General features: G+C 66.2%; 19 protein-coding genes and 1 pseudogene. 8 read left to right on the top strand and 12 right to left on the bottom strand.

The features are described from left to right. Positions 1-267: 267 nt before the first annotated feature. Entirely contained in the window at positions 268-1,056 is a 789-nt protein-coding gene (locus OHA25_RS61190) for a transposase (protein ID WP_442942174.1), read from the bottom strand. 1,984 nt (positions 1,057-3,040) lie between these two features. On the opposite strand from OHA25_RS61190, the gene OHA25_RS07920 reads away from it, so the two are divergent. Next, the gene (locus OHA25_RS07920; protein ID WP_327586929.1) at positions 3,041-3,286 is read left to right on the top strand and encodes a hypothetical protein; all 246 of its coding nucleotides are present in this window, start codon (positions 3,041-3,043) and stop codon (positions 3,284-3,286) included. Between the two features lie 245 nt (positions 3,287-3,531). Further along, positions 3,532-3,738 carry a hypothetical protein gene (locus tag OHA25_RS07915; RefSeq protein WP_327586928.1) on the top strand — a complete coding sequence of 69 codons (207 nt, stop codon included), beginning with the start codon at positions 3,532-3,534 and terminating at the stop codon, positions 3,736-3,738. 845 nt (positions 3,739-4,583) lie between these two features. Here the strand turns inward: OHA25_RS07915 and OHA25_RS07910 are convergent. The 6 genes and pseudogenes from OHA25_RS07910 to OHA25_RS07885 form a co-directional block, all read right to left on the bottom strand. Next, the gene (locus OHA25_RS07910; protein WP_327586927.1) at positions 4,584-5,246 is read right to left on the bottom strand and encodes a hypothetical protein; all 663 of its coding nucleotides are present in this window, start codon (positions 5,244-5,246) and stop codon (positions 4,584-4,586) included. Position 5,247: 1 nt separating this feature from the next. Beyond that, positions 5,248-5,538, bottom strand: a complete 291-nt coding sequence (locus tag OHA25_RS07905) for a hypothetical protein (protein WP_327586926.1) — start codon at positions 5,536-5,538, stop codon at positions 5,248-5,250. 253 nt (positions 5,539-5,791) lie between these two features. After that, positions 5,792-5,967 (bottom strand): annotated as a pseudogene (locus tag OHA25_RS07900) (transposase); the annotation flags it as partial. 401 nt (positions 5,968-6,368) lie between these two features. Further along, complete coding sequence (locus tag OHA25_RS07895) at positions 6,369-6,926, bottom strand: RNA polymerase sigma factor (protein WP_327586925.1); 558 nt, start codon at positions 6,924-6,926, stop codon at positions 6,369-6,371. 881 nt (positions 6,927-7,807) lie between these two features. After that, positions 7,808-7,963: a hypothetical protein gene (locus OHA25_RS07890; protein ID WP_327586924.1), complete on the bottom strand. Its 156-nt coding sequence runs from the start codon at positions 7,961-7,963 to the stop codon at positions 7,808-7,810. Between the two features lie 1,540 nt (positions 7,964-9,503). Beyond that, positions 9,504-10,490, bottom strand: a complete 987-nt coding sequence (locus OHA25_RS07885; protein WP_327586873.1) for a hypothetical protein — start codon at positions 10,488-10,490, stop codon at positions 9,504-9,506. A gap of 542 nt (positions 10,491-11,032) precedes the next feature. Between OHA25_RS07885 and OHA25_RS07880 the strand changes: the two genes are divergently transcribed. After that, positions 11,033-12,247, top strand: coding sequence for a PucR family transcriptional regulator (locus tag OHA25_RS07880; protein ID WP_327586923.1), 1,215 nt, complete (start codon positions 11,033-11,035; stop codon positions 12,245-12,247). Here OHA25_RS07880 and OHA25_RS07875 read toward each other — a convergent pair. The 5 genes from OHA25_RS07875 to OHA25_RS07855 all read right to left on the bottom strand — a co-directional run bounded on the left by OHA25_RS07875 (position 12,244) and on the right by OHA25_RS07855 (position 20,168). After that, complete coding sequence (locus OHA25_RS07875; RefSeq protein WP_327586922.1) at positions 12,244-13,545, bottom strand: NAD(P)/FAD-dependent oxidoreductase; 1,302 nt, start codon at positions 13,543-13,545, stop codon at positions 12,244-12,246. The genes OHA25_RS07880 and OHA25_RS07875 overlap by 4 nt on opposite strands. Before the next feature lie 484 nt (positions 13,546-14,029). Next, positions 14,030-15,979 carry a S9 family peptidase gene (locus tag OHA25_RS07870; protein WP_327586921.1) on the bottom strand — a complete coding sequence of 650 codons (1,950 nt, stop codon included), beginning with the start codon at positions 15,977-15,979 and terminating at the stop codon, positions 14,030-14,032. Further along, positions 15,979-18,048, bottom strand: coding sequence for a prolyl oligopeptidase family serine peptidase (locus OHA25_RS07865; protein ID WP_327586920.1), 2,070 nt, complete (start codon positions 18,046-18,048; stop codon positions 15,979-15,981). Before OHA25_RS07865 ends, OHA25_RS07870 begins: the two co-directional genes overlap by 1 nt. Continuing rightward, positions 18,048-19,277, bottom strand: coding sequence for a metal-dependent hydrolase family protein (locus tag OHA25_RS07860; RefSeq protein WP_327586919.1), 1,230 nt, complete (start codon positions 19,275-19,277; stop codon positions 18,048-18,050). Before OHA25_RS07860 ends, OHA25_RS07865 begins: the two co-directional genes overlap by 1 nt. Before the next feature lie 474 nt (positions 19,278-19,751). Continuing rightward, positions 19,752-20,168, bottom strand: a complete 417-nt coding sequence (locus OHA25_RS07855; protein ID WP_327586918.1) for a nuclear transport factor 2 family protein — start codon at positions 20,166-20,168, stop codon at positions 19,752-19,754. Positions 20,169-20,543: 375 nt separating this feature from the next. Here OHA25_RS07855 and OHA25_RS07850 point away from each other — a divergent pair, with 375 nt between their 5' ends. From OHA25_RS07850 to OHA25_RS07830, 5 genes are all read left to right on the top strand, one after another. Further along, positions 20,544-20,762 (top strand): hypothetical protein, encoded by a 219-nt coding sequence (locus OHA25_RS07850; RefSeq protein ID WP_327586917.1) that lies wholly within the window; start codon positions 20,544-20,546, stop codon positions 20,760-20,762. A 27-nt stretch (positions 20,763-20,789) separates the two neighbouring features. Then, complete coding sequence (locus OHA25_RS07845; RefSeq protein ID WP_327586916.1) at positions 20,790-21,143, top strand: dihydrofolate reductase family protein; 354 nt, start codon at positions 20,790-20,792, stop codon at positions 21,141-21,143. Beyond that, positions 21,143-21,808 (top strand): RNA polymerase subunit sigma-70, encoded by a 666-nt coding sequence (locus OHA25_RS07840; RefSeq protein ID WP_327586915.1) that lies wholly within the window; start codon positions 21,143-21,145, stop codon positions 21,806-21,808. The genes OHA25_RS07845 and OHA25_RS07840 overlap by 1 nt, the downstream gene beginning before the upstream one ends. A gap of 39 nt (positions 21,809-21,847) precedes the next feature. After that, positions 21,848-22,135 carry a hypothetical protein gene (locus OHA25_RS07835; RefSeq protein ID WP_327586914.1) on the top strand — a complete coding sequence of 96 codons (288 nt, stop codon included), beginning with the start codon at positions 21,848-21,850 and terminating at the stop codon, positions 22,133-22,135. A 307-nt stretch (positions 22,136-22,442) separates the two neighbouring features. Beyond that, positions 22,443-22,790: a DoxX family protein gene (locus OHA25_RS07830; protein WP_327586913.1), complete on the top strand. Its 348-nt coding sequence runs from the start codon at positions 22,443-22,445 to the stop codon at positions 22,788-22,790. Positions 22,791-22,801: the final 11 nt, after the last annotated feature.

The following is a 22,801-nucleotide window of genomic DNA, read 5'->3' as shown; positions in this document are numbered from 1 at the left end:
CCGTTCACGAGCGGCTCGCGTGGGGCACAGCCACTCGCAGATCGCCCGCGACCTGGGCATCGACCGCGCCACGGTGCGCAGGTTCGCCCGCGCAGCCGATCCCGGGGAACTGCTGGTCCGCTCCGCCCCGGGCATTCGCCCCTCACCGCTGGACGGCTACACCGACTACCTGCACCACCGCTGGAACCAGGGCTGCCATAACGCTGCCCGCCTCACCGAAGAGATCATCGCCTTGGGCTACCGCGGCAGCCCGCAAACCGTCCGCCGCTACCTGCACACCTTCCGCACGACCGGCACCGACCTCCCCGCGACGTCGGCGGCGCCCTCGGTCCGGCAGGTCACCCAGTGGATCTGCACGCACCCCGACCGGCTCGACCCCGGCGACCAGGCAAAGCTCCAGGAGATCTTGGCTCGCTCGGATCCGCTGGCCGCCACGGCCGGGCACGTGGCCGCCTTCGCCACGATGCTCACCAACCGCACCGGCACCCTGGAGAGCCTCACCGCCTGGATGGCCGCCGTCGACGCCGACGAACTGCCCCACCTGCACTCTTTCACCAACGGGCTTCGTCGCGACATGGACGCCGTCGTCAACGGGCTCACCTTGGCGCACAATTCCGGCCCCGTCGAGGGCCTCGTCAACATAATGATCTTGTCGACGATGCCCTCGGTGGATCCGTTGCTGTAGGGCAGGGCGAGTGCGGCGGCCACGGCGTCGTGGCCGATGAGCAGGCCTTCGGCGAAGGAACGCAGCGCGGGAGCCTGCTGGTCGGCGCGGACCTGGTCGATCCAGGCGTCCAGGTGTGCGGTGTGCTCGTCGAGGTTGCCATCGTGATCTGCGGTGAGCAGGGCGGCGAAGGAGCGCACGTGGCCGACGACGGCCTGTAGTTCGGGGCAGCGTTTGAGATTGAGGGTGTGTTCCAGATGGGTCTGTTGGGTGGGGGTGAGTTTGGCCGGGTTGGTGGTGAGGCGGCGGGGCGACGGCTGCGGGTGTTCACCGTCGGCGCGGCCCTGTCCGAGGTAGCGGTAGAGCAGGGTGGAACCGCCCTGATATCCCATCGCCTTGATCTCGCCGAGCAGAGTCCAGGTGGCCACGCCGGGCTCGATGGCGCGGCGTTTGCGCAGGTAGTCGCGGAACGGGTCGACCAGGGTGGTGGCGTACTTCGGCCCGTGGATCAGCTGCTCGGCGTGCTCGGCGGTGGCGTACTTCTTGACGGTGGGTCTTATCCGGAGCCAGCCGCGACTGGAGTGGGGGCAGCACGGCCGACGCTTGCCCCTTAAAGGGGAGGATATAGGGAAAACTCCCACCAGCCGTGTATTATGTCGTACCTACAGTCACCATCAATGCTCACATAACCGAGCCATTTATAGATTCCCTCCCACCACCGCCTGTCTCTTTCGCAGTCCGCTTGAGTACCATAGCCGTCCATCACAACGGGAGCGTAGCCCACGGTGATCGAGTGTGCTGTTGTCTGCGCTTCACCTGCGCTGACCGCGTTTGCTGCCCCTGCGGGAATGACCATCGCGGAGAAGATGGCGATGCCAATCATGAACTGTCTGAGAGATCTCAAGATACTCCTATCTGTGCTACCAGCCAAGCTATGTGTTTGGCGGGTTCGAGCCCTGATGGCCTCACATCTTGCATAAACCACGCACCATCTCAACTCGGCCTCGAGACGGTTGTACTCGTGACATCCCTGGAGGTGGAGTCCCGACCAACACGGGGGTCAGTGCAGATGGACGCTGGAACCACTGCCGCCCACACGCAGGTAATCTCGTCAGCAGACCCGTAGCCCGCTGCCAAGTTGATAGCGGCTGCGGGTATTCAGTCAATCCAAGATCAGGTAATACCACTCCTGGTAGGTATATCGATAACATTTGTTACTTACGTTAAGATACCATTCTACTGCCTTTCTGGCGATTTCACACGTCGCCAATTCGGAATAGTAGCGACTTCTCGTTGGCGCTACTAGAAGGGTGGATGCTATGACTTGAGTAGAGGTGGACGGCATCGGCCACGACGACTTGATCTCAGGCTGGGAGGCAGCCAATGCTGTGTTGCCGCCGCCTAAAACGGCAGCAGTAGCAAGTGTCAGTGCCACTGCTTGGTTGGCGAATCTCACAGGAGTCTCGCTTTCTGGAGGAGGCGGATAACGAAGAACACAGTAATCTTCGCAGCTGTCGTGGATCTTTCGTCCCACTGTCTCTCTCTTGCGAGACAATCGTCCATGGCGCGACGCAGCCGGACATTGCGCCTGCCGAAAATTCCATCCATCTGTTCAAGCGGCATGTGAACAATCGTGGAGGACGCCGCCAAGCTGGTCCCGTGGCGTATGTTCAGGTCGTTGATTCGTCGGGGTTTCTGATCGGGTCCGGGACGGGACGCAGCGGGCAGCTTGGTTCAGGGGTTGGTGGGCGCGGTGCTGATCGTAGGTGACAAGTGTTCGTACTCGTAGGGCCGGTTCGTGTGCCGGGCGCACGAGTGCCCGCGCAAGACCGTCGTGGAGCAGCTACGGACACGCTGCTCCGAGCTGGACGCCGTAGCTGACTGCGTGACCACCTTCGCCGCGACGATGGCCAACCGGCACGGCCATCTGCTGCCCGGTGGCTCCACCAGGCCGAAGCCACCGGCTTCAAGCCGCTCCGCAGCCTGGCTCGCGGCTCGCGCCAGGACTTCGACGCCGTCAAAAGAAGTGGATCAGAACCCATGAACTCTGACGCGGAAGGTCATGGGAGCACTGTTAGCCGTCACTTCTCCTGAGTCCGTGAGAGCCCTCTCTCGTCATCCAGCGTGAGCATCGCCCTCCGGATGTCTGGCGAGTTCGTGGACATGGTGTCGCGACACGGGGGTGAGCACGAGCGGCGTACGGCCCGGTAGGGGACCATGTGGGCGTTCGTCGTCATTGACATGCTGTCGGTTCCGCTCGTTCCGGCCAGTCGATCATGCGCGGTGGGTAGGGTTAGGCCGACCGCAACACCGGTTCCCCCTGTCGCCCGACCGAGTGCCCGGGCGAGGCTGATCGGATGAGGACGACTCGCCGCTGTGATCGTGGTTCTGGACGCCGAGGCCGTGCGTGCCGCGCTGACAGCCGGTCGGCTGGACTGCCCGTCCTGCCGGGCCGTGCCCCTGTGCCGGTGGGGGTATGCGCAGGTTCGGACCGTCCGCCAGCCGGGCGGTCGCGGCGAGGTGCTACGCCCGGCTCGTGCACACTGCGGCGGGTGCGGAGCGAGCCACGTGCTGGTGCCCGTCCACTGCCCGCCGCGCAGCGCCTATGGCCTCGAACGGTGACGTCCCACAGAGTGGTGTAGTTCCTTCCCGACTCAGCCCTGTTTGCCCAGGTAGGCGGCGCGCGGCGAGATCGTTGATCCACCACTCGGCGGGACACCCACCCCTGGAACTACTCGGCCAGGCCCTGCTCGCCGCCGGCGCGCACGGTCACGGCCACCGGCGCATCGCCGCCGACCTGGACGTCCCAGAGGGCACCGTCCGCGGCTGGCTACGCCGGGCGCGGCGTCTGGCCGAGCATCTTGCGGGTGTGGGCGAACATCGCGCTGGTCCGGTTCACCCCGGATGCGTGCGCCCTCAAGCCTTGCGGCTCCCGCCTGGCCGAAGCCCTCAACACACTGGTCGCTGGCGCGATCGGCGCGGCCCGCGTTTTGAGCCTGCATGAGACGCCATTCTGGTCGATTATGGCCATGATCGCGGGCGGCCACTTGCTCATTGCCCCTCGCGGAAGCTGATCATCCCGCCCTCCTGCCCGCAAGCCGACGACAGCATGTCCACGAATCTTCCTGATGATCGTGAGCCTCACCCGCGTGAGGACGTGTTCTCTGTCGTGAGCATCAGGGCGACAGCGTGTCCACGAACTCACGCGCACACCTCCGACCACTGTCCGAAATGCCGGAATCTACATGGACATCACAAGTGGCGCCGCCATGGACACAACGGGTGTCCGGCAACAGGAGCACGAGCCGCTCAACGATCGGCGAATTGACTGCTCTTGACGGCGCTGGCAACCGCGCCGCACGCTGTTCAAATCACTGCTGGGGCGCTGCTCTTGGACGACTCGGGCGATCGTAAGTCCGGGCATGCGACCGCATACGTGTTGCGCCAGTACATCGGTTCGCCCGCCCTGGTCGAAGGGGCGTAAGACCCGCGTTTCGCACCAAGGCCAGCTCGTCACCTCTGGTGAACAAGGCCCGCACGGCGGGCATCGCGTTTCGGGCGCTGGTCGTCAGACTGCTTCTACGGCCCCAGCTGTTAGGCGTCACTGGGCCCTGGTCAACTTGGCCTTCAGCTTCTGCCGACAGCAACCAGAAGACGACCCCGACCAACGCGAAACTCCGACCCCTAACACCTCACCGCCAGACAACAGCACTCCAGCACCCACATTCACCCCGGACTCTGGCCCGAACGCCTCCGCCGAATTCGCGCCTATTTGACCCTGCTGGGCAGCCTGACCGCCTGGCCCGCAACGGCGCCCTCAACCTCTGCGCGCCCGAACTCGCCGGCCTCACCAAGGGCATCGGCGTCAACCTCTACCTACTGCCGCAACGGATCACAAACCAACTACCGATGGTTACCGCTATCCCTGTCTCGGTTGACTTGGTACATTCCGCTTCACCATCACGATGCCGACGGCCAGTGCCCAATAGCCGATGAGAGCGGCGGTGAGTGCACTGTTTCCCCAGCCGACGGCGCTATAAAATTGGGAGGCGTCCGTGCCAAAGAACAGGGACGGTACAAAGACGAGGTTGGCTGCGGCGATCATGTAGGCACTGCGTCCCGTCCAGGAGGGCAGGAATCCGCCCCGTGTGATCGCGTACCCGACGGCGGTTAGTAGGATCGCCGTGAGCAGCCGAGAGATCGAGCCATGCATGAGCATGTTCGCGTGCGCGAGCGGTCCGTGGATAGTGGGATCGACCCCGCCCCCTGAATGTTCCAGGACCACTCCGGCTTCGATCGATGCGGCGACCAGGGTGATGGTGACGTACGCCAGTCCGGCGCCGAACGCCAGGCTCGCCAGCCACTCCAGGTCGCTTCCCGCGTTGCGGATCAGCTGACGTAGCCCCGCCAGAAAGATCAGGGTCGCTGCACCCGCCAGGATGTTCAGCAAGATCCTTGTGAGGACGTTGCCAGCGGGCGGTGCTCCCGAATACAGGAAATAGAGCGGAACACTGGAGGTGGCCAGCAGACCAACAGCGATGCCGCTGGAACCCGCTATCCGTTGGAATGTGTTCTCGTTCATGTCACTCCCGTTCGAGGGATGCCTCGGACACGTCTTGGTAGGTGATCGGCCGGCCGAACCCGCATACCAGGGCGGCGACGATCTCCTGCCCGTCAGGACCTGGCCGATCACTAGTAGGCCCGTGGGCACGTCCGCGGCACTGAGCACACCGGCGTCGACCCAGCCATGTAGCCTCGGGCGACCGGGGAATCACGGTGGTGTCGGCGCCGAGCGGCGCCATGCACACGCCCGATGCGATCGTCGCTTTGACCAGCGCGCGAATGTTCTTCTCGAAGCGCACCTTGGCCCGCACGTGCGCCGCCCCAATCCCGGCCACTCGAAACCCGCCCCACCCCTGGTGCCCTCAGCCACCCGATCTCGTCGAGCCCGTCTGCCCCACCAGCCGAGAACGCTTCGATATCCTCAGCTCGCCAGTTGGCATGCTCGCCTCCTACTGGACCGACCTCCACGGGGCCCGCGCCCAGGGAGGTAGTGTTTGCGAAGGCCACTCTATGATCCGATGGATTATTACGTCATAATGGCCTCAACGTTCACTTTAGCCTCTTTTATATCATTTCCGTGTCCGTCTTCTTTCGGCATTCAGCGAGCATCTCCTGGTCCATGTAGCGGCGCTGCTCGGTCCATTCGTCGCTCTGTTCGGCCAGTACCGCGCCGACGAACCGGATGATCGATTCGCGGTTGGGGGGAAGGTCCCGACTACGTCGGTGCGGCGGCGGCATTCCAGGCAAGAGACCATGCCATCGACATCAGCACCATCCGCGTGGCGCCCGAGCGTCGTGCCCACCTCTGACTCCAGGTCGCAGTTCGTCGAGATCACACAACAGCCCCCGGGCAGCGTTGTGGACTAAGTAGCGCGCTGTGAGGTCAGGTGACAGCGGCCATCCACGCAGGATCGCTCCACGCGTCCGCGGGATATGGTCTGCACCAGCCCGAGGAACCAGCAAGCCGGGCAGCCACGTAGCGCTACGACACCCGCCGGCAGGAGAAGCAAGCTGAAGAGGCCGACGACTGGGACCAAGGCGATCGACCCGGAGAGCAGTCCGAATCCGATGATGCCCCGTACCAGGTGAATCGGTACAGATGTGCTTGCAAACGATCTCTCGCCCCGCATCACTTGATCCTTCATGCTGGTGTGCCCCCGTCGAGATCGTTCAAGCGGGCTCGCACGGCTACGCGTCCGCGGTGCAGCCGGGACTTCATCGCCGCCGTACTCAGCCCGAGGGACCTGGCCACCGTGCTTCCCGGCAGACCCTGGACATCGCGCATGATCAGCACGCGGCGCTGGTCGTCAGGCAATGAAGCGATCGCCGCAGCCACGCGCTCGACCTCCAGCCTGTCCAGCACGTCGTCCTCAGCCGAGGGGATGGCCACTTCGCTGATCGTTTCATTCCGGCGTAGCACCGCCCGCGCTCGCCGCAGACATTCGTTGCGCACGATCTGGAACATCCAGGAGGCGAGCGCCGCGGCCGCTCGCAGTGTCCCGATCTTGCGAAACAGGACGATCATGGCCTCCTGCGCCGCGTCTTCCGCGTCCTGGCTGCTCGCACAGAGCGAGAACGCAAAACGCCGGACGTGCGGGTACGCACCCGAGACCAACAAGGCGATCGAAGCCTCGTCACCACGCTGGGCCGCCGCGACGAGTTGGTTTCCCGCCCACGAGGACGTAAGGGAGTCAGCCACGCGAGCGCGCCCTCTTCCGCAAGTACAGCACGCAGCCACACACCAACACCGCAGCGATGACCACGGCAACGACGATGATCTCCATCGAACCTCCTTGGAACACTGGCCCCAACGGCCGTTTGTCATAAGAGCAATCAACACACCAAAAGGATTCATGCTCTTCTCAGGAATGATCGTTCTCACGCCCGCGGCAACACCGCCGTCTTCTGCCCGATCGCCACGGGCGGTACCGTCACCATCCCAATCACCACGACGGCACCTGCACCGATGCCCTCCCTGTCAGATAAGCGAACTGATCGGCTACCGCGATTCGGCCCTTGCAAGACGGAAATGCGCCAGCACATGGCGGCCCGAGCCCAGGCCTCGATCGAAGACCCATGGGGGCACAGTTCGACCGAGTGCGGGGTGCACATGCCCAAGGAGCGCATCCAGCTACCGGGCATAGCCGTCGGCAGCCGGACTGGTGGTTACGGTCAGGGAGTGCAGCGGGCGGAGAATGAACAACTGCACGCGCTGTCGGGCCAGCGGTCGCAGGGATGCATCGCGTGCCACTCTGGCCGCTGCCCAGCAGCAGGTCATGAGCGTCGTATCCCCTTGACCTCAATATTGGTTGAAGTGCCGAGGTGGACGCAATACCACCGAACACAGATGAACAACGCTGGCGACCACGGTTGGCACGAGGCTGCCGACGGCCGATTGACGATTCAGCCATCCACCGACTCCGGCGAGCAAGGTCCGCTTCGATGGCGAGGACGACGGCTATGCTGAGCGTCACCTGCCGCGCCCACTCGATCGCCCTTCACACCCGCGCGAATCACCATCCGACCCAGAAGTAGTGCAGGACCTTGTAATGGTGTGGTTGATGCCTGTCGTGGCCGAGGTCAGTCGAAGGGCCAGTAGTTCACGGTTGTGACATGCTGGGAGTCTGTACCCGAAGCAGGGTGGGACGTACTGTCGGCGGCAGCCGCGCTGGCGAGCGTCCAGCCGGTGAGGCTGATCATCACAGTGAGAACCGTTCCAGCGAGTTTCTTCGACATGGCCCGACGATAGCCAACTGCCCTGTCTTTCAACCGCCCGCGAGCTGTCGTCTGGATTCTCAGTCAGAACGAACTCTTTCGGAACTTCGACGAAGATCATGTGGTGCTCACGGGCTGTGTCCACATACTCGCGGACCCGTTGGACCAGCCTGTCTTGGGGTGGGGGTTCGAACACGAACCAGTAGTCGTTGAGAGAATGACTGCCGTTGGCGACGGTCTCCGTTAGAGTCGCCTCCACGATCACCCGCTCGCCGTCGGCCTGGAACTCGTGGAAGGCGGCGGTGATATCGTGCACGAACGAGCGGGGAAGTCGCTTGGTGAGGACGCGGAGATCTGGTCAGGTCATGACCGGCGAGCGTCCGAAACGCGTTCTGGATGATGATGCTGCTGCTCAAGAACCCACTGTCAGCGGCCCTGCGCGCTGGCGTCCTGGATAAATCTTCCGATCGAGTCCCTCATAGAACGTGGCCGTGCGATCTCCCGTGCAGGAGCAGAGGGGCTGTGACCACGTCACGATCCCGCTGGGCTCAGCCGGCTGATCGGTGTCAGCATGGACGGATTCCGACCGGGACGCGGGGCTGGTCGACGTATGGGTGGCCGAGCACCGGTGGAGAGGGACGATCGAAGACGGCGAGGACACGCCTTGTGTCCCATACGTTCGCAACGTGACGACCATGGGATGGCTGGTACGAATCCGAGCCGAACGCGGGCGCGTGATCGGGATGTGCACAGCATGGCTCGACGGCTTCCAGAAGCGGCCGGGATGACTCTCTTCCTGATCATGCCTCACTCGTCCGGTTCATCCGCCACTCGGAACCAGGCAGGATTCACACCCATGCCCGAGCGCAACCGGCTCCTGTATAGCCGCACCTCCTTCCGCGACCGTGCGAATGCTGTTCGCTGAACCAGCGAGCTAATACCTCAGCCGTCGGCCGCGGCCTGGACCGCCTCCACACCGTGGTCTGCGACATCACCGGCAGCCTTGTCGATCCTGGGGCTGCCGTTCTAGAAGTTTCAGATCTGGTGGAAGCGGATGTTGGCGGTGCCCACACCCTGCCAGTCGTCCTGCGCGGCGGCCAACGCGGTCTCCTGGATCAAGATGAGCACCTCCTTGGCCAGCGTGCGTCACACGGCGGCCCCTTCGAGCACCGGCGTACGGTAAAGGTCGGAACACGTCCTCGGCGGACGAGAGCGGACGAACACGCCCTTTCAGCTTCGGTATGGGGCTTCGTCACGACCTGGGCGTGCCCGGCCGAGTCTTGCGATGCCGCCGAGAGGAGCTGAGTCCCATCGCCATTTTGCTGCACTCGGGTCTAGTCGGTAAGTATCGAAGGCAGGCGCCGATCGGCTCGGTCTTTGCCCGCCCCAACATGGCCCCTCGTTGACAGCCCGTCGGCGTAGGCTGTCCGGCCTGACAGCGACGATCATGCCCTTGAGGAGGCGGGGTGATGTAGGCCGAGCTTGTATTCATGGCCTTGTATGGGCGATGCAGAGATACCCGGACAAAGATCGACAGCCGGCCTGACCAAGCCACGTGGTCTCACGTACATGTGGAGCTGACCCGCGACGCGCTCCAGACCACCCGCCCCGCGAACGCCACGACGATCAGGCCGACCGTGCCGAACACCAGGTCGCTGACGAGTTCGAGCGTGGGCGTTGTCCCCAGCTCCGGCCGTACCGGGAACGCGGCCCAGATGTAAGTCAGCGTCGCCCCCGCCGCCAGCGCGTACCGGTGCCGCGCGTCCCACCCCTCCTGCCGCGACCACCGGAGCAGGAGCAGCATCCCACCCACCGCGATGACACACCACACCGCCACCCCGACCCACTCATACCACTCGGCCGTAACAAGCACCGACGGCCCCCAATAGAGGCTGGTCCCGATGAGCGCCGCCGCCCCTGTGGCCAGCGGTGAGGGCGCCCGCCCCGCCACCGGCGGCCGCCGCCGCGATCGCACGGCGAAGGCCAGCGTCACCAGCCCGACGATCACCACCCCCACCCCGAGGAACTGGCCGGGCGAGGCCATGAACCGCTCCTCACTGTAGTTTCCCCAGAACACCAGCGCCGCCCCCAGCACGTAGCCCACGGTGGTCACCGCCAGACCGGTACGGCCCAGCCACGGTTCGGTCCTGCGCCGGAGCACGAAAGACTCCATCAGGGCTATGGGCACACAGATGCTCCACACCCCGTGCAGCGCCACCACGCTCAGCGTGAGCTCCACGCTCATCCCCAGCGCCGGAAGGTAGGTCGGACCATGTAGATAATCGTGACCCGCGTAGGAGGCGTTCCACAGCAACTGGTCCACCGGTCCCTCCTCGATCAGCGCGTAAGCCGCCGCCAGCAGGGCCATTGTGGGCCACCCGCCCCCGGCTCGGCGTGTCGTCTCCCGGATCAGCAGCGCTCCGAAGCCGTACAGGGGCGCCAAGAACAGCCCGAGCCACAGCCCGTCGAGGGCGATGTTGCCCAGCAGGTACTCGCCGACGAACGGCGCTAGCAGGAACAGTCCCAGAGCGGGAGCGACACGACGCATAGACGAACGCTACGTGGGGCCGCGCGCCGCCCACATCGGGCAAAGGTAGCGGTGCAATCCCGACCAAAGTCGCTTCGGAGCGGGTGGGCAGACGCCCTTGTCCGAACCGCGGAGTTTGGTGATGTCCGGGTGATGTCCCTGGCCCACACGTGGTTGGGGACGTCGGCGAACAGTGGCGTTCGTTGAGGATCAGGATCCAATCCAGGAGTTCGCGGCGCAGGGAGCCCATGACCGGCTCGCAGATGGCGTTCATCCTCGGCGTCCGCGGCAGTATGGCGATGGCCCGCAGCCCCTTCAGCTGTGAAGACCTCCCTGAAGGTGAGCACCGCCAGCACGCCGAACGAGCACCTCACCAACCAATAGACCAGCGACAACACTCGCAATGGTCGCAGTCGCCCTGATCACGCAGCAAAACTCCAGCTCACAGCACGAGATCGAGTTTCCGGGCGGGACAGGACGAGATAGTTACCGCGGCGCCGCCCGCCGACCACGCGTGAGCACCGCGGCGGCGATGCGTTCGTCTGGCGCCTACGCTTGGCGCCATGGCCTCCGCCCTGCAGCGTCTCATCGACAGCCTGGGGGACCGCCTTGGTCGTTCGGTGGCAATCGACGACCCGGGCATCCGGCTTCTCGCCTACAGCAGCCACGCCGGCGGCTTCGACTCCGCGCGCCTGGAGTCCATCATGCGAAGGAGGGTGTCCGACGCCATCGTGACCTACGTGCACGGTCTCGGCCTGCTGGAGTCGCGTGACCTTGTCATGGTGCCGGCCCGGCCCGATCTGGGCCTCGACGCGGACCGGATGGTCATGCCCATCCGTCATGAGGACAAGCTGCTCGGCTTCCTGTGGTTGCTGCTCACCGACGGCCCGGTGACCGACGCTCACGTACGAGCCGTGCGGCAGGCAGGTGAGCAGGCGGCGCTGATCATGCACCGGGAGTACCTGCTGGGTGAACTAAGCCGGGGCCGGCAGCGTGAGCTGGCGCGCGACCTACTCTCAGACGACTCGGATCTGCGGGCCGACGCGGCGGGACGATTGATCGAGGAGGAACTCGTCGTCGCGGGATACGTGACCGCGCTCATGGTGACCGTGACCCACACGATGGACGAACCGCTCGCCGAGCGGGACAGGCTCGCGCTCGCGGCGGGGCTGGATCGTGGGCGGCGCAGGCTCGCGCCGGGAAACGGTATCCAGCTGGCTCGTCCGGACCACGGCATTCTCATCGTCGTTCACGCCGGCCGTCCGGTACCAGGCGACATGGAGGAGCTGGCCGAGGCGATCCGCGAGCAGGTCATCGCGGAGTCCGGCCGGGCGCGCGACGAATGCTGGATCGGGATCGGCGAGCCGCGCAGCGCCCTGGTGTCCGCGTACGAGTCGTATCGCGAGGCACGGGCCGCGACGAACGTGGCACGGGTCGTCCGTGTGCTCGGGCCGGTCGTCCGGTACTCCCGCCTCGGGGTCTACGGCCTGCTTGCCGAGCTCCCGCCCAACCGGCTCGCCCGGAGCCTGCACCCCGGGCTGCGAGCGCTGCTGGACCACGATGGCGGTAACGAAGGGCTGGTCCGCACCCTCGAGACCTTCCTCGACAACGCCGGCGACGTGAAGCGGACATCGGAGCACCTGCGTATCCACCGTGCGAGCCTGTACTACCGGCTGCGCCGGATCGAGGAGATCGCCGGCATCCGGCTGTCCAGCGGGGACGACCGACTCGCGGTGCACCTGGCTCTCAAGGTGGCGCGGCTGATCGAGCTGCATTAGCCGAGAACGGTTCCGGAGCTGCGCTCGTTGCGCGGGCGCCTGCGGGAGAACGCCCGCGGGTCGATGGCCTCACCCGTGTGCTCTGCTGTGAACGGCACCGGATGCGTGTCGTGATCGGCGCCGTTCTCGACACCCTCGATGATGGCCGCCATGAGCCGGCCGACGACCGGGGCGTTCTTGAACTGGTTGCCGCTGGTGCCGATGGCGACGTAGAAGCCCGGCAGATCCGTACGGTCGTAGATGGGCGTCCAGTCGTCGGCGACGTCGTAGACACCCACGATTCCGCTGGGGCGATCCGGCACGCCGAGACCGGGCAGTCGTCGGGCCGCCCTGGTGACCTGTGCGTCGAAGACCTGCTTGGTCGGGTGGATCCCGGCCTCATCGGGGTCGTCGAGCCAGTGCAGGAGATCACACTCCGGCTCGGTCCCGCCGACGAGCAATCCGCCACCGTGATCGGCCCGCAGGTAGATGCCGAGATCCATGTCGGCGATGATCACCCCGAGAGCCATCTCTCCACCGGGACCGGGCGGTGCAGCGACACGATGGACCTCCTGACGCAGCGGCCGGACGCGGACCGAGAACTCGGCACCGACTCCGGCGAGCCGGTTCAGCTGAGCGGACCAGGGTCCTGCCGCGTTCACCACGACGGCTGAGCGGATCACGCGTCCGTCGCCGAGCCGTACGCCGTGCACGCGGTCACGCCGGCGCAGCACGTCCACGACCTCGGCGTTGAACACGAACGTGGCACCGTGCCCGGCCGCGGCCGTGGCGAGGTTCTCGGCGGCCAGCCGTGGATCGTCGACAAAACCCGCGTCCGGCGTGAACACGGCTCCCAGGGAACCGCGGGCCTCGGCCCAGAACCGTTCATCGGTGAGGTGGGCGGGCGGCCAGTAGCGGCCTGTGTCGATGCCCGGGACATGATCGGCGAGCGCTGTGTCGTCCCACTCCTCATATGGAACGCCGACCCGGTCGAACAAGGGCAGGAAAACCTGCCTCGGGAACGCGTCCACATCGAGCAGAACCAACCCGGTCCGGTGAAAGCGCGCGAGGTTCGTCAGATGGCTGGAGGCGAGGTGATCTCGCCATGCCTCCCAGCAGTGCCGGGCCTCCCAGGCCATCGCCACTCCGTCATGGGTCGAGAAGTTGAAGCGCACGATGGCGCTGGAGGCACTCGTCGATCCATGCCCCGGCCCGCCCGCACGGTCCGCGACGACGACGTTCCAGCCGCCACGCGCCAGCTCCAGCGCGATCGACGAACCGATCACCCCCGCACCGATGACTACCGCGTCCGTATTCACGATGGCTGCTCCTGTCTTCACCCTTCGATGCGGTGTTCGACCAGCGCGCCCGCCGCAGCCGGAGGCTGACGACCGACGAATGTTGAAATCGGGGAACGACATCTGCGACGGATGCTGGGGAGCCGTTGGCCTCGCCACAGCCTTTGCTCACCCGAGTGATGGCCGGCAGAATCGCCATCGCGATCTTCGCCGCGGTTCTCAACGCGCGCAGCAACGCCTCCCGGCCGGTGGACACCACCGCGTTCTCCCAGTATCTCTGGATGGCCGCGGTGGCGGGCCTGGCGGCGGCCGCCCTGCCGACGCTCTCGCTCCCAACAGGTCCGGCCGCACAGGGAGCACCGGCGGGCACGTTCGACGTCGTCGTGCCCTTCGCGATTCTCGGGATGGTCGTCGCCCTGGCAGGCGCCTTCCTCGACGGTAGAGCAAGCACACTGCGCGGGGAACGAACGACACCGTTCGCGGCCCCGCATCGCGCCAACAACCGTCAGGCCAGAACGAAGCGGTTCAGCCACTCCAGGACTGCCTCGTTCTGGGCGACCCGTGTGATGGGGCTGCCCAACTCGAGTGAGCCGCTGTGCGGAGTCACCGGCATGCGCAGCATCTCGGTGGTGCAGCCGTGCATGCGCAGCAAGCTGTAGTACTCCTCGCTCGTCGCCGGTGGCGTCCGCAGATCGCCCTCATGCTGGATGATCAGCATGGGGGTCTTGCAGGCCCCGGCGTAGGTGGTCGGCGAGAACCGTACGTAGGGCTCGGCCGCCTCCACGCCGAGGCCGTTCTTGCCGCCGAGCCAGCGCCAGTAGTGGTGGCCGACGTCGCCGCCGCTCATGGCCGTCCAGCTGATGGCAGGGCTCTCGACGATCCCGGCACGGAAGCGGTGATCGTGGGCCGTGATCCAGGCGGCCAGGAACGCGCCTGCGGAGATGCCGAAGATCCCGAGCCGCTCGGGGTCGGCGAGCCCGCGGTCGACGACCAGGTCGAGCCCCGCGAGGATGTCGCCGACGTCGTGATGGCCCCAGTCACCGTGCAGATCGGTAGCGAACTCACGGTCGTAACCCGTGGAGCCGCGCTGGTTGACCAGCAGCACTCCGTAGCCTGCGGCGAGCAGGAACTCGTTGTCGAAGGAGAACGCGTGCCCCCACGCGGCGTGGGGGCCGCCATGGCACTGCACGATGGTGGGCACCGGGCCGCGAGCGTGCCGGGGGCGCAGGAACCACCCTTCCAGCGCAGCGCCGTCTGCGTCGCCGAACGCCAGCGGTTCGATCTCGAAGCGCTCGCCGGCACGAAAGGCGTTGCCGTTGAGCCTCCCCAGCCGGCGCTTCTCACCGCCGGCAAGGTCCACTACGGCGAGGTCCGGTGGCTCGTGCATCGACATCGTACCGACCAGCACTCGGCCCATCCGTACGTCAAAGGCCACGCTGACACTGTCGCTCTTCTCCAGCGGACGCGCCGACGGCTTTCCGGTGAGCGCGATCTCCCAGACGTGCCTGGAACCGCCGCGTTGCACGGGCACGTAGGCAGATTCGCCGTCAGGCGACACCAGCAGCCGTGGTGTCACGAACGGCGCCAGCGGCAGGTCTCCGACGACCAGCCCATAGATCCAGCCGTCCACCGGTCCGCTGCGGAGCTCCGGCTCCGCGACGCCGCCGTCGATGACGATCGCGACCGGCGGCATCCCCTTGGCGACCAGGTTGGTCGTGGAGCGCACGATCCGGCCGTCGGGCAACCACGCCACCGTCGGCCAGAAGCCGTAGTTGTCCTCTTCATAGTGGGTGCGCACATCACCGCCCATCGCGTCGCACGAGCGCACCACGCACCTCGGTGTGTCATGTTCGACGAACGCGACGTACAGCAGCCGGTCCCCCTTCGCGGACCATTGGGCCGACATGATCAGCCCATCCTCCTCGGTCAACTGTCGCGGCTCGCCACCGTCGACGCCGATGAGGAACAACTCGTGTGTGACGTCGTCGATCAGCCCTGCCCCGTCGAGCCGCCAGAACTGCCGGGTCACCCGGTACGGTCGGCTCGAGTCGCGCGGGGGCTTCACCGGCGCGGTGTAGGCGATGTGTTCGCCGGATGGTGACCAGAACGGCCCGGTGGCGGCCACACCCGGCGTGGCGCTCGTCATCTGCCTGGTGGAGCCTCCAGCGACATCGATGACGTGGATCTGCGGCGTGCCGGACGCGTGCGAGCGGTAGGCGATTCTGTCGCCGTCCGGCGACCACGAGGGCCCGGTCACCACGTCTCCGGGTTGTGTGAGCCGCCGCGCCTGCGCCGTGTCCACGTCGGCGATCCACAAGCAGGTGTAATCGGTCATAGTGTCGGTCGCCGTGGCCGCCACGATGTAGGCCGCCTGTTCGCCGTCGGGCGACAAGCAGGCTTCGACCAGGTGTGAGAGCGTGAGTACGTCGGCCGGTGCGATGGCGGGGACATCCATCAGGTCTCCTCAGGGGTCAGGTTCAGCCAGCGCATCACGAAGGAGAGCCATTCGGTGTTCTCCTCGATCGAGATGGCGCGGTCGGTGGCCCAGCCGTGTCCCGCGTTCTCCCATACTCGGAGCAGGATCGGCGCGTCGCCGGTCTGGGCGGCCTGCAGGCGCGCGACGAATTTGCGCGCGTGCCACGGCGGACATCGGGGATCGGTGTCCCCTGCGACGACGAAGACCGCGGGATACGACGTTCCCGGGCGGATGGCGTGATAGGGCGACAGGGCGGCCAGCCGGAGCACGTCCTCGGGATCGGTGATGTCGCCGAGTTCCAGGGACACGGCCATCCGCCCGTATCCCTCCCGGCACGCGCCCAGCACGTCCAGGAACGGAACCCGCGGCACCACGACCGACCACAGGCCGGGCCGCTGGGTCAGCGCCACTCCCGACATCAGGCCACCGTTGGAGCCGCCGGTGACGGCCAGCAGTTCGGGCGTGGTCGTTCCGGTACCGATGAGGTCCTCGGCGATCGCGTACAGGTCGGCGTAGCAGTTCTGCTTGTTTCGCATCCGGCCCGCCTGCCACCAGGCGCGGCCGAACTCGGCGCCGCCGCGCAGGTGTGCGTGGACCAGCACCCCGCCTGCGGCGACGAACGCCGCCATGGGGCCCGGAAAGGAAGGGACCCACGGCACGTTGTAGCCGCCGTAGGCGTTGATGAGGGTGGGCAGGACCTGGTCGGCATCCGCGTCGGCGCGGCGGACCACATGGTAGGGCACCGAGGTGCCATCGGCGGAGGTCGCCCACCTGTCCTCGGTGACGGCTCCCTCCAGCCGGACCGCCGGCTCGGCCAGCACTTCGACTGCGTCCGAGGCCGGCAGGTGCCGGTAGACGCCTGACGACTCGGTCAACGTCGAGTAGGCGAAGACGAACTCCTCGGGATGCCCGCGCGGCGACAGTGCCATGAACGGGAACGGCTGTTGGTCGAGCGCGCCCCTGCCCGGAAGCGGAACCTCGCCTCGTGGGGCGCCGGTCCGGTCCACGATGCGCACCCGCGCGTAGGTGTCGGCGAACTCGTTGACGTACAGCAGGTCGCCCACCGGCACGACGCCACGGACAATAGCGTCCGACTCCGCCACCAGTTCCTGCCACGTGGACGGATCGTTCGGTGTGGGGCTGTCCAGGGGAATCGCCACAACCCGTCCGCGCGGCGCGTCCACGTCGGTGACGGCGACCAGGTGGTCGCCGATCGGATGCCCAGCGACAGTCCCCTCGATCTCGGTGATGAACGGCCGCCACTTCAGCGTGGCCGTACCCGGCAGTTCGGCGACGGCGACCGGGACCGGGTTCATGATCCGCTCCATCGCGACGGCATTCCGGCCATCCGATGCGACCAGGACCATCCGGTAGTCCTGCTCACCAAGCCATGGCACGTCGACGACCGTGGTAGCCGGTTCCGGTACGCGTACGTGGAGCAGCACGCGCTGAACACCGCTGGTCGGGCCGCCGTCGGCGGCGCTGAAGAAAAAGCCTCGCGAATCCGGCAGCCAATGCGCGCCGCCCGACCAGGCGTCCATGAGCTCAGCGGCTGGCGCGTCCGCCAGCTCGCGCCCCGAGTCCACGTCCACCAGCCGGATGGTGTTGCGTTCGCTGCCATCGCGGCAGACGCCCAGAGCCAGCGTTCTCCCGTCCGGCGAGGGTGAGATCCAGGACACGTACGGCGGCCGGCCAGCATTGTCGGTGCGGGGGTCGAACACCACGCGCCCCGGCCCGAACGGCGCCTGGGACACCACGGCCTGAACGCGTGACGGGCCTTCCACCTGCTGGGTGCGGAACCATTGCCCTCCCGCGTATCGGGGAACCGCGCCCATCCGCGCAACGGTGCAGCGGTCCACCTGTTCCCGCAGCCAGGCGGCCCCCGGCCAGTCCTTGACGAAGGACTCGACCAGTTCGCCCTGCCGGTGCTGCCACGACCGGACCTCGTCGGTGTCGCCCTCCAGCCACCGGTACGGATCGGCAATCCGCACACCGGCAAGCTCTTCCTGCGCCTCGACGACGCGGGCCTCGGGGTAGTAGGGGCGCATCAGCGGCGATCCTTGACGACGCGGCCACGCTGGACGACGAGCACCACCTGGTCACGATCGGCGAAGACCTTGGGATCGGCAAGTGGATCGGCGGCGAAGCCCACCAGGTCGGCCTGCTTCCCCACTTCGATCGAGCCGACCTCGTCAGCGATGCCGATGATGTCGGCGTTTCCGCTGGTCGCCGACACCAGCGCCGCCATGGGGCCTTCGGTCTCCGCCCGCAGTACGAGTTCCTGCCCCCGGCCGCTCTGATCGGGCCCGATGAGATCCGAGCCCAGACCGACCCGCACCCCGGCGGCGCGCGCGGCCAGCAGGCCATCGACCTGCCCCTGCCGGACGATGCCGATGCGGTCGGCGATCGCCGCGGGCAGCCCCGTGGCCTGCGAGTCCGACTCCAGCGCGCGTACCACGGCCAGCGTGGGCACCAGAGCGACATCGTGCTCGGCCATCAGCGCCGCCGTGGCCTCGTCGATGGACGAGCCGTGCTCGATGCATTTCACCCCCGCCGCCACGGCGTTGCGGACACCGTCGTTGTTGTGGGCGTGTGCCGTCACGTAGGTTCCCCTCGCGGTGGCCTCCTGGACGGCGACCGCGATCTCCTCCACGGCGAACTGGGTGTCGGTCAGCCGGTCGTGCAGGGAGACGACACCGCCGGTGACGCACAGCTTCAGGAAGTCCGCGCCTCGCCGGAACGCCTCACGCGCGTTCTTCCTGACCTCCTCCACGCCGTCGCACAGCAGCGACAGGCTGCGCAGGCCCGGAATGTCGTGCCGACACCAATCCGCCGACGGCTCCCATGCGGCCCCGAGGTGACCGTGCCCGCCCGTCTGGCACAGCAGCGGACCACATTGCAGGATCCGCGGGCCAGGAACCTTTCCCGCCGCAACGACCCTGGCGAGGCCCGCGTCGACGCCCCCGGTGTCACGTACGGTCGTGAACCCAGCATCCAGAGTGTGGGCGCAATTGCCGAACATGTCAGCGGCCAACTCGGCCACGGACAGCTCCTGATGGAAAGTCGCGCCGATATCGCTCGACAGTCCCAGATGTACGTGCGCGTCGATCAGACCTGGAGTGATCGTCAGCCCTGTGCAGTCGATCATCTCCACCCCCCGCGGCGGAGGGCCCAAGCCAGCGACACGTCCATCGGCGACATGAATCGACATGTCCACGACCGGCTCACCGCCCAGGCCGTCCACCAGCCGCGCACCCATCAGACAGAACTCGCTCATGGCTTCACACTCATCCCGTTGCCTCTGATGCCGTTCCAGGCTAGAAGCCGCTCTGCCACGAGGTCTTGCGACCATTGCCGCAAAGCATGCAGGCGCCTTCACACAAACGTCGCGCGCTTGAACCGCGCCTCCGAGAGACAGGCTGGCAAAGCGCCCCTTACCCTCGCGTGACCAGGCGCCCACACCCTTGGCGAGCCGGCTCCCCGTCAGCAACCTGGCTGGCCACCGTTTCCAAGGGGCGGGTCCGGATGGTTCCGTGTTCACTGTGATCCGCTCGGAGAAGGGAGAAGCCCGCCTGCATCCCCGCGTCGCCGCTCAGGCCACGTGAGCCTGAAAGAGGTTCGCTGATCACTCAGCGCGGCGGTGTCGATGGTGAGCGGCCTCCCGCTCGTGCACCAGAGCCGCCGAGGCAGGTCCGCCGCCCTGGCCTGCCGGTTCGTCGGGGCGACCGGGGCCATGGCCAGCCGGGGATGGTTACTGTAGGACTTCGCCGAAGATCATGCGATGCCCGCGGGCCGTGTCCACGTATTCGCGGGCCCGATGGATCAGCCCGTCCCGGAGCTCGAAGACGAAGCAGTAGTCGTTGATGTAGTGCTTGCCGTCGGCGAGCTTCGCCGCCAGGGTCGCCTCCACGATCATTCGCTCGCCGGCGGCGTGGAACCCGTGGAAGGTGAGGATGACGTCGCGCACGAACAAGCGGGGAAAATCTTCGGCGAAAAAGTGCACGATCGCCTTTCTGCCCACCATGTGGTGGGTCGCCTCAAGCGCGACGGCAACGGCGTTACCAGGGGGTGACAGCCATTCGGCGTCTTCGGCGAAGATCGCGGAGATCCGATCGGGGTCATAGCTGGCCAGCGCCTGAAAGGCGGTTTGGATGACGCTGTAACTCATAGCTCCAATGTCACCGCCCCTGCGCGCCGATGTCTTGAACGAATGTTCCCGTCGATCTCCTCCTTGCATGGGGTCATGCGATCCACCGGGCCCGCTCGTCGTGGATGCCGCCACCGGTCGGCAGCAGCGGGAAGCCTTGTCGCTGAGTTGTTTCACGGCGCTGTTCACGTGCGAGGCGAGAACAGCGAGTGCGTGTCGTAGTCGGGGGATGCGCGTCTGCAGTCGCACAGGTACGGCCGCTCGCCGTGGTGTGCCCCAGTGGATTTTCAGTTGGTCGTCGCGCCACCGATGAGTTCCAGAGATGGTTGTCGTCTTATGTGGTGGGCGGACGTCGTGAGCCGCTACCGGGGGTCGCTGGAGACCTGGAGGAAATTCGTGAGTGACGTGTACGCGGCGATCAGCATGTCATTGGACGGCTTCATCGCCGCACCGGGTGACTGCGCTGAGCGACAGCTCGGGCATGGCGGAGAGGTTTTGCATCGCTGGATGGGCAGCGGCGATCGTCGCCAGGTCGGTATCCTGGCTGAGCTCTTCGATCGGCTCGGAGCCCTCGTCGTCGGCCGGCGCGGCTTCGACATCTCCGAGAAAGCCTGAGGTGCGGAGGCGCCGTTTCGCTGTCCGGTGTTCGTCCTCACCCATCGCGGCGGGCCACCCCGCCGCCGGGGCGCTACGACGTACTCCTTTGTCACCGATGGCTTCGAATCCGCCATCAAGCAAGCGATGAAGGTCGCTGGGCCCAAAGACGTCGGGCTACACGGAGCTACACCCGTACAGCAGGCACTTCGGGCCGGGCTGCTCGATGAGTTGACCATCCACCTCGTGCCGGTACTGCTCGGTGCCGGTCGTCGGCTCTTCGAGAATTTGGGTGACACCCAAGTGCACCTGGAGCGTACGCAACTCATCGACGCGCCGGATGTGACACACCTACGGTACAAGGTCAAAAGGAAGGGTGCCGGCGACTGGAAGGCACCGTAATGTCGACGGTGGCCTCGTATTCCGTGCCCGCACTGTCCGGGACGGGCGAAGACGCTGAATCGGTGTTCGCCGCGCTGGTGGAGCGGCACCGTCGTGAGCTGCACGTGCATTGCTACCGGATGCTGGGCTCGTTCACCGAGGCAGAGGACCTGGTGCAGGAGACGTTCCTACGTGCCTGGCAACATCGCGACACCGTTACGAGCAGCGCTGGGCCTCGTGCCTGGCTGTACGGGATCGCGACCAACATCTGCCTGGACGCGCTCAGACGCCGGTCACGGCGGGCTTCATCGCAGGGCTCCGTTGCCGACGTGCCATGGCTGCAGCCGTATTCGGATCATCTGTTGAACGAGATCGCGCCCAGCGACACGGAGCCTGAGACCGTGGTCATAGGGCGAGAGACAATCTCGCTCGCGTTTCTGATGACCATCCAGCTCCTGCCACCACGGCAGCGAGCCGTATTGATCCTGCGCGATGTCCTTGACTGGTCCGCGGCCGAGGCCGCCGCGATGCTGGAGACCACCGTAGCGGCGGCGAACAGTGCGCTGCAGCGAGCCCGCACCACGCTGCAGGAACAGTTGCCAATGCCCCGCCCCGAGCGGTCCGCCACCACACCGAGCACGCAGGAACGCGCGCTGCTGGAGCGCTATGTGGACGCCATGCAATGAGCCGACGTTAACGCGCTGGCAGCATTGGTGTCTGAGGAGGTGCGGCTCACCATGCCACCTGAGCCCACCATCTATCAGGGACGAGAGTCGCTGGCACCGCTGTACGATCTCGCGTTCGATCCGGCGTTCGTCGCCAGTTGGCGGCTCGTCGCAACCCGGGCCAACCGTCAATTGGCGGCTGCCAATTACCTCAGACGGCCCGGAGAAACCACATGGCGGCCGTTCAAAATCGATGTGCTACGCGTCGAGGCAGGCGTCATTGCGGAGATCACCACCTTCGACGCGGACCTGTTACCCACCTTCGGGCTCCCGCCCCGTCTGACCTGATCAACGACAGCCCGAGACCTTGTTGCGGTTTGCGCTCGGAAGCATGTCCGGCACCCGCCGAGGCACATGCCGATGCCCGTTCACCGATGACCCGCCGAAACGCCTGACCGCCAAGCCGCCCATCGGGAAGTCCCCGAGAAGGGGCAACGAGCCCTTGAGCTCGCTGGTCATTGGCCGGGGAACGGATTCGGCGGTTCGTCCTCCGTGAGCGATCTGGAAGGAACGAATCATGACCAGCAGTGGTGCTACGCCTCCGCCGCGAGTGCGACCGTTCAGCGGCCGTCGGACCTTCGTAACAGCCCTATGGGTGGTTCAGGTGCTGGTGGCGGTGTACTTCGTCGCCGCGGCATATCCGAAGCTCGCAGGCATCAACGGCACGACCGAGATGTTCAGCATCATCGGACTCGGTCAGTGGTTCCGATATTTGACTGGTGGGCTAGAGATCGCGGGCGCGATCGGACTGCTGATTCCCCGCCTGTGCGGCCTGGCTGCGCTCGCGCTAACCGCCCTCATGATCTGCGCCATCGCCACCCAAGCCTTCATCCTGCACAACGGACTACTCGGACCGACTATCCCGGCGATCGCATGCGCGGTGATCGGATGGGCGAGGTGGCCCGGAAATCAACTCATCGGGCGCTCTGGTCGGGCGCGTTAGCGTAGTCGGTC

Origin of the sequence: Nonomuraea sp. NBC_00507 (assembly GCF_036013525.1) — a bacterium.
In the GTDB taxonomy this organism is placed as follows: domain Bacteria; phylum Actinomycetota; class Actinomycetes; order Streptosporangiales; family Streptosporangiaceae; genus Nonomuraea.
Note: the sequence above shows the minus strand (reverse complement) of the source record. Positions and strands in the feature narration are given on the sequence as shown.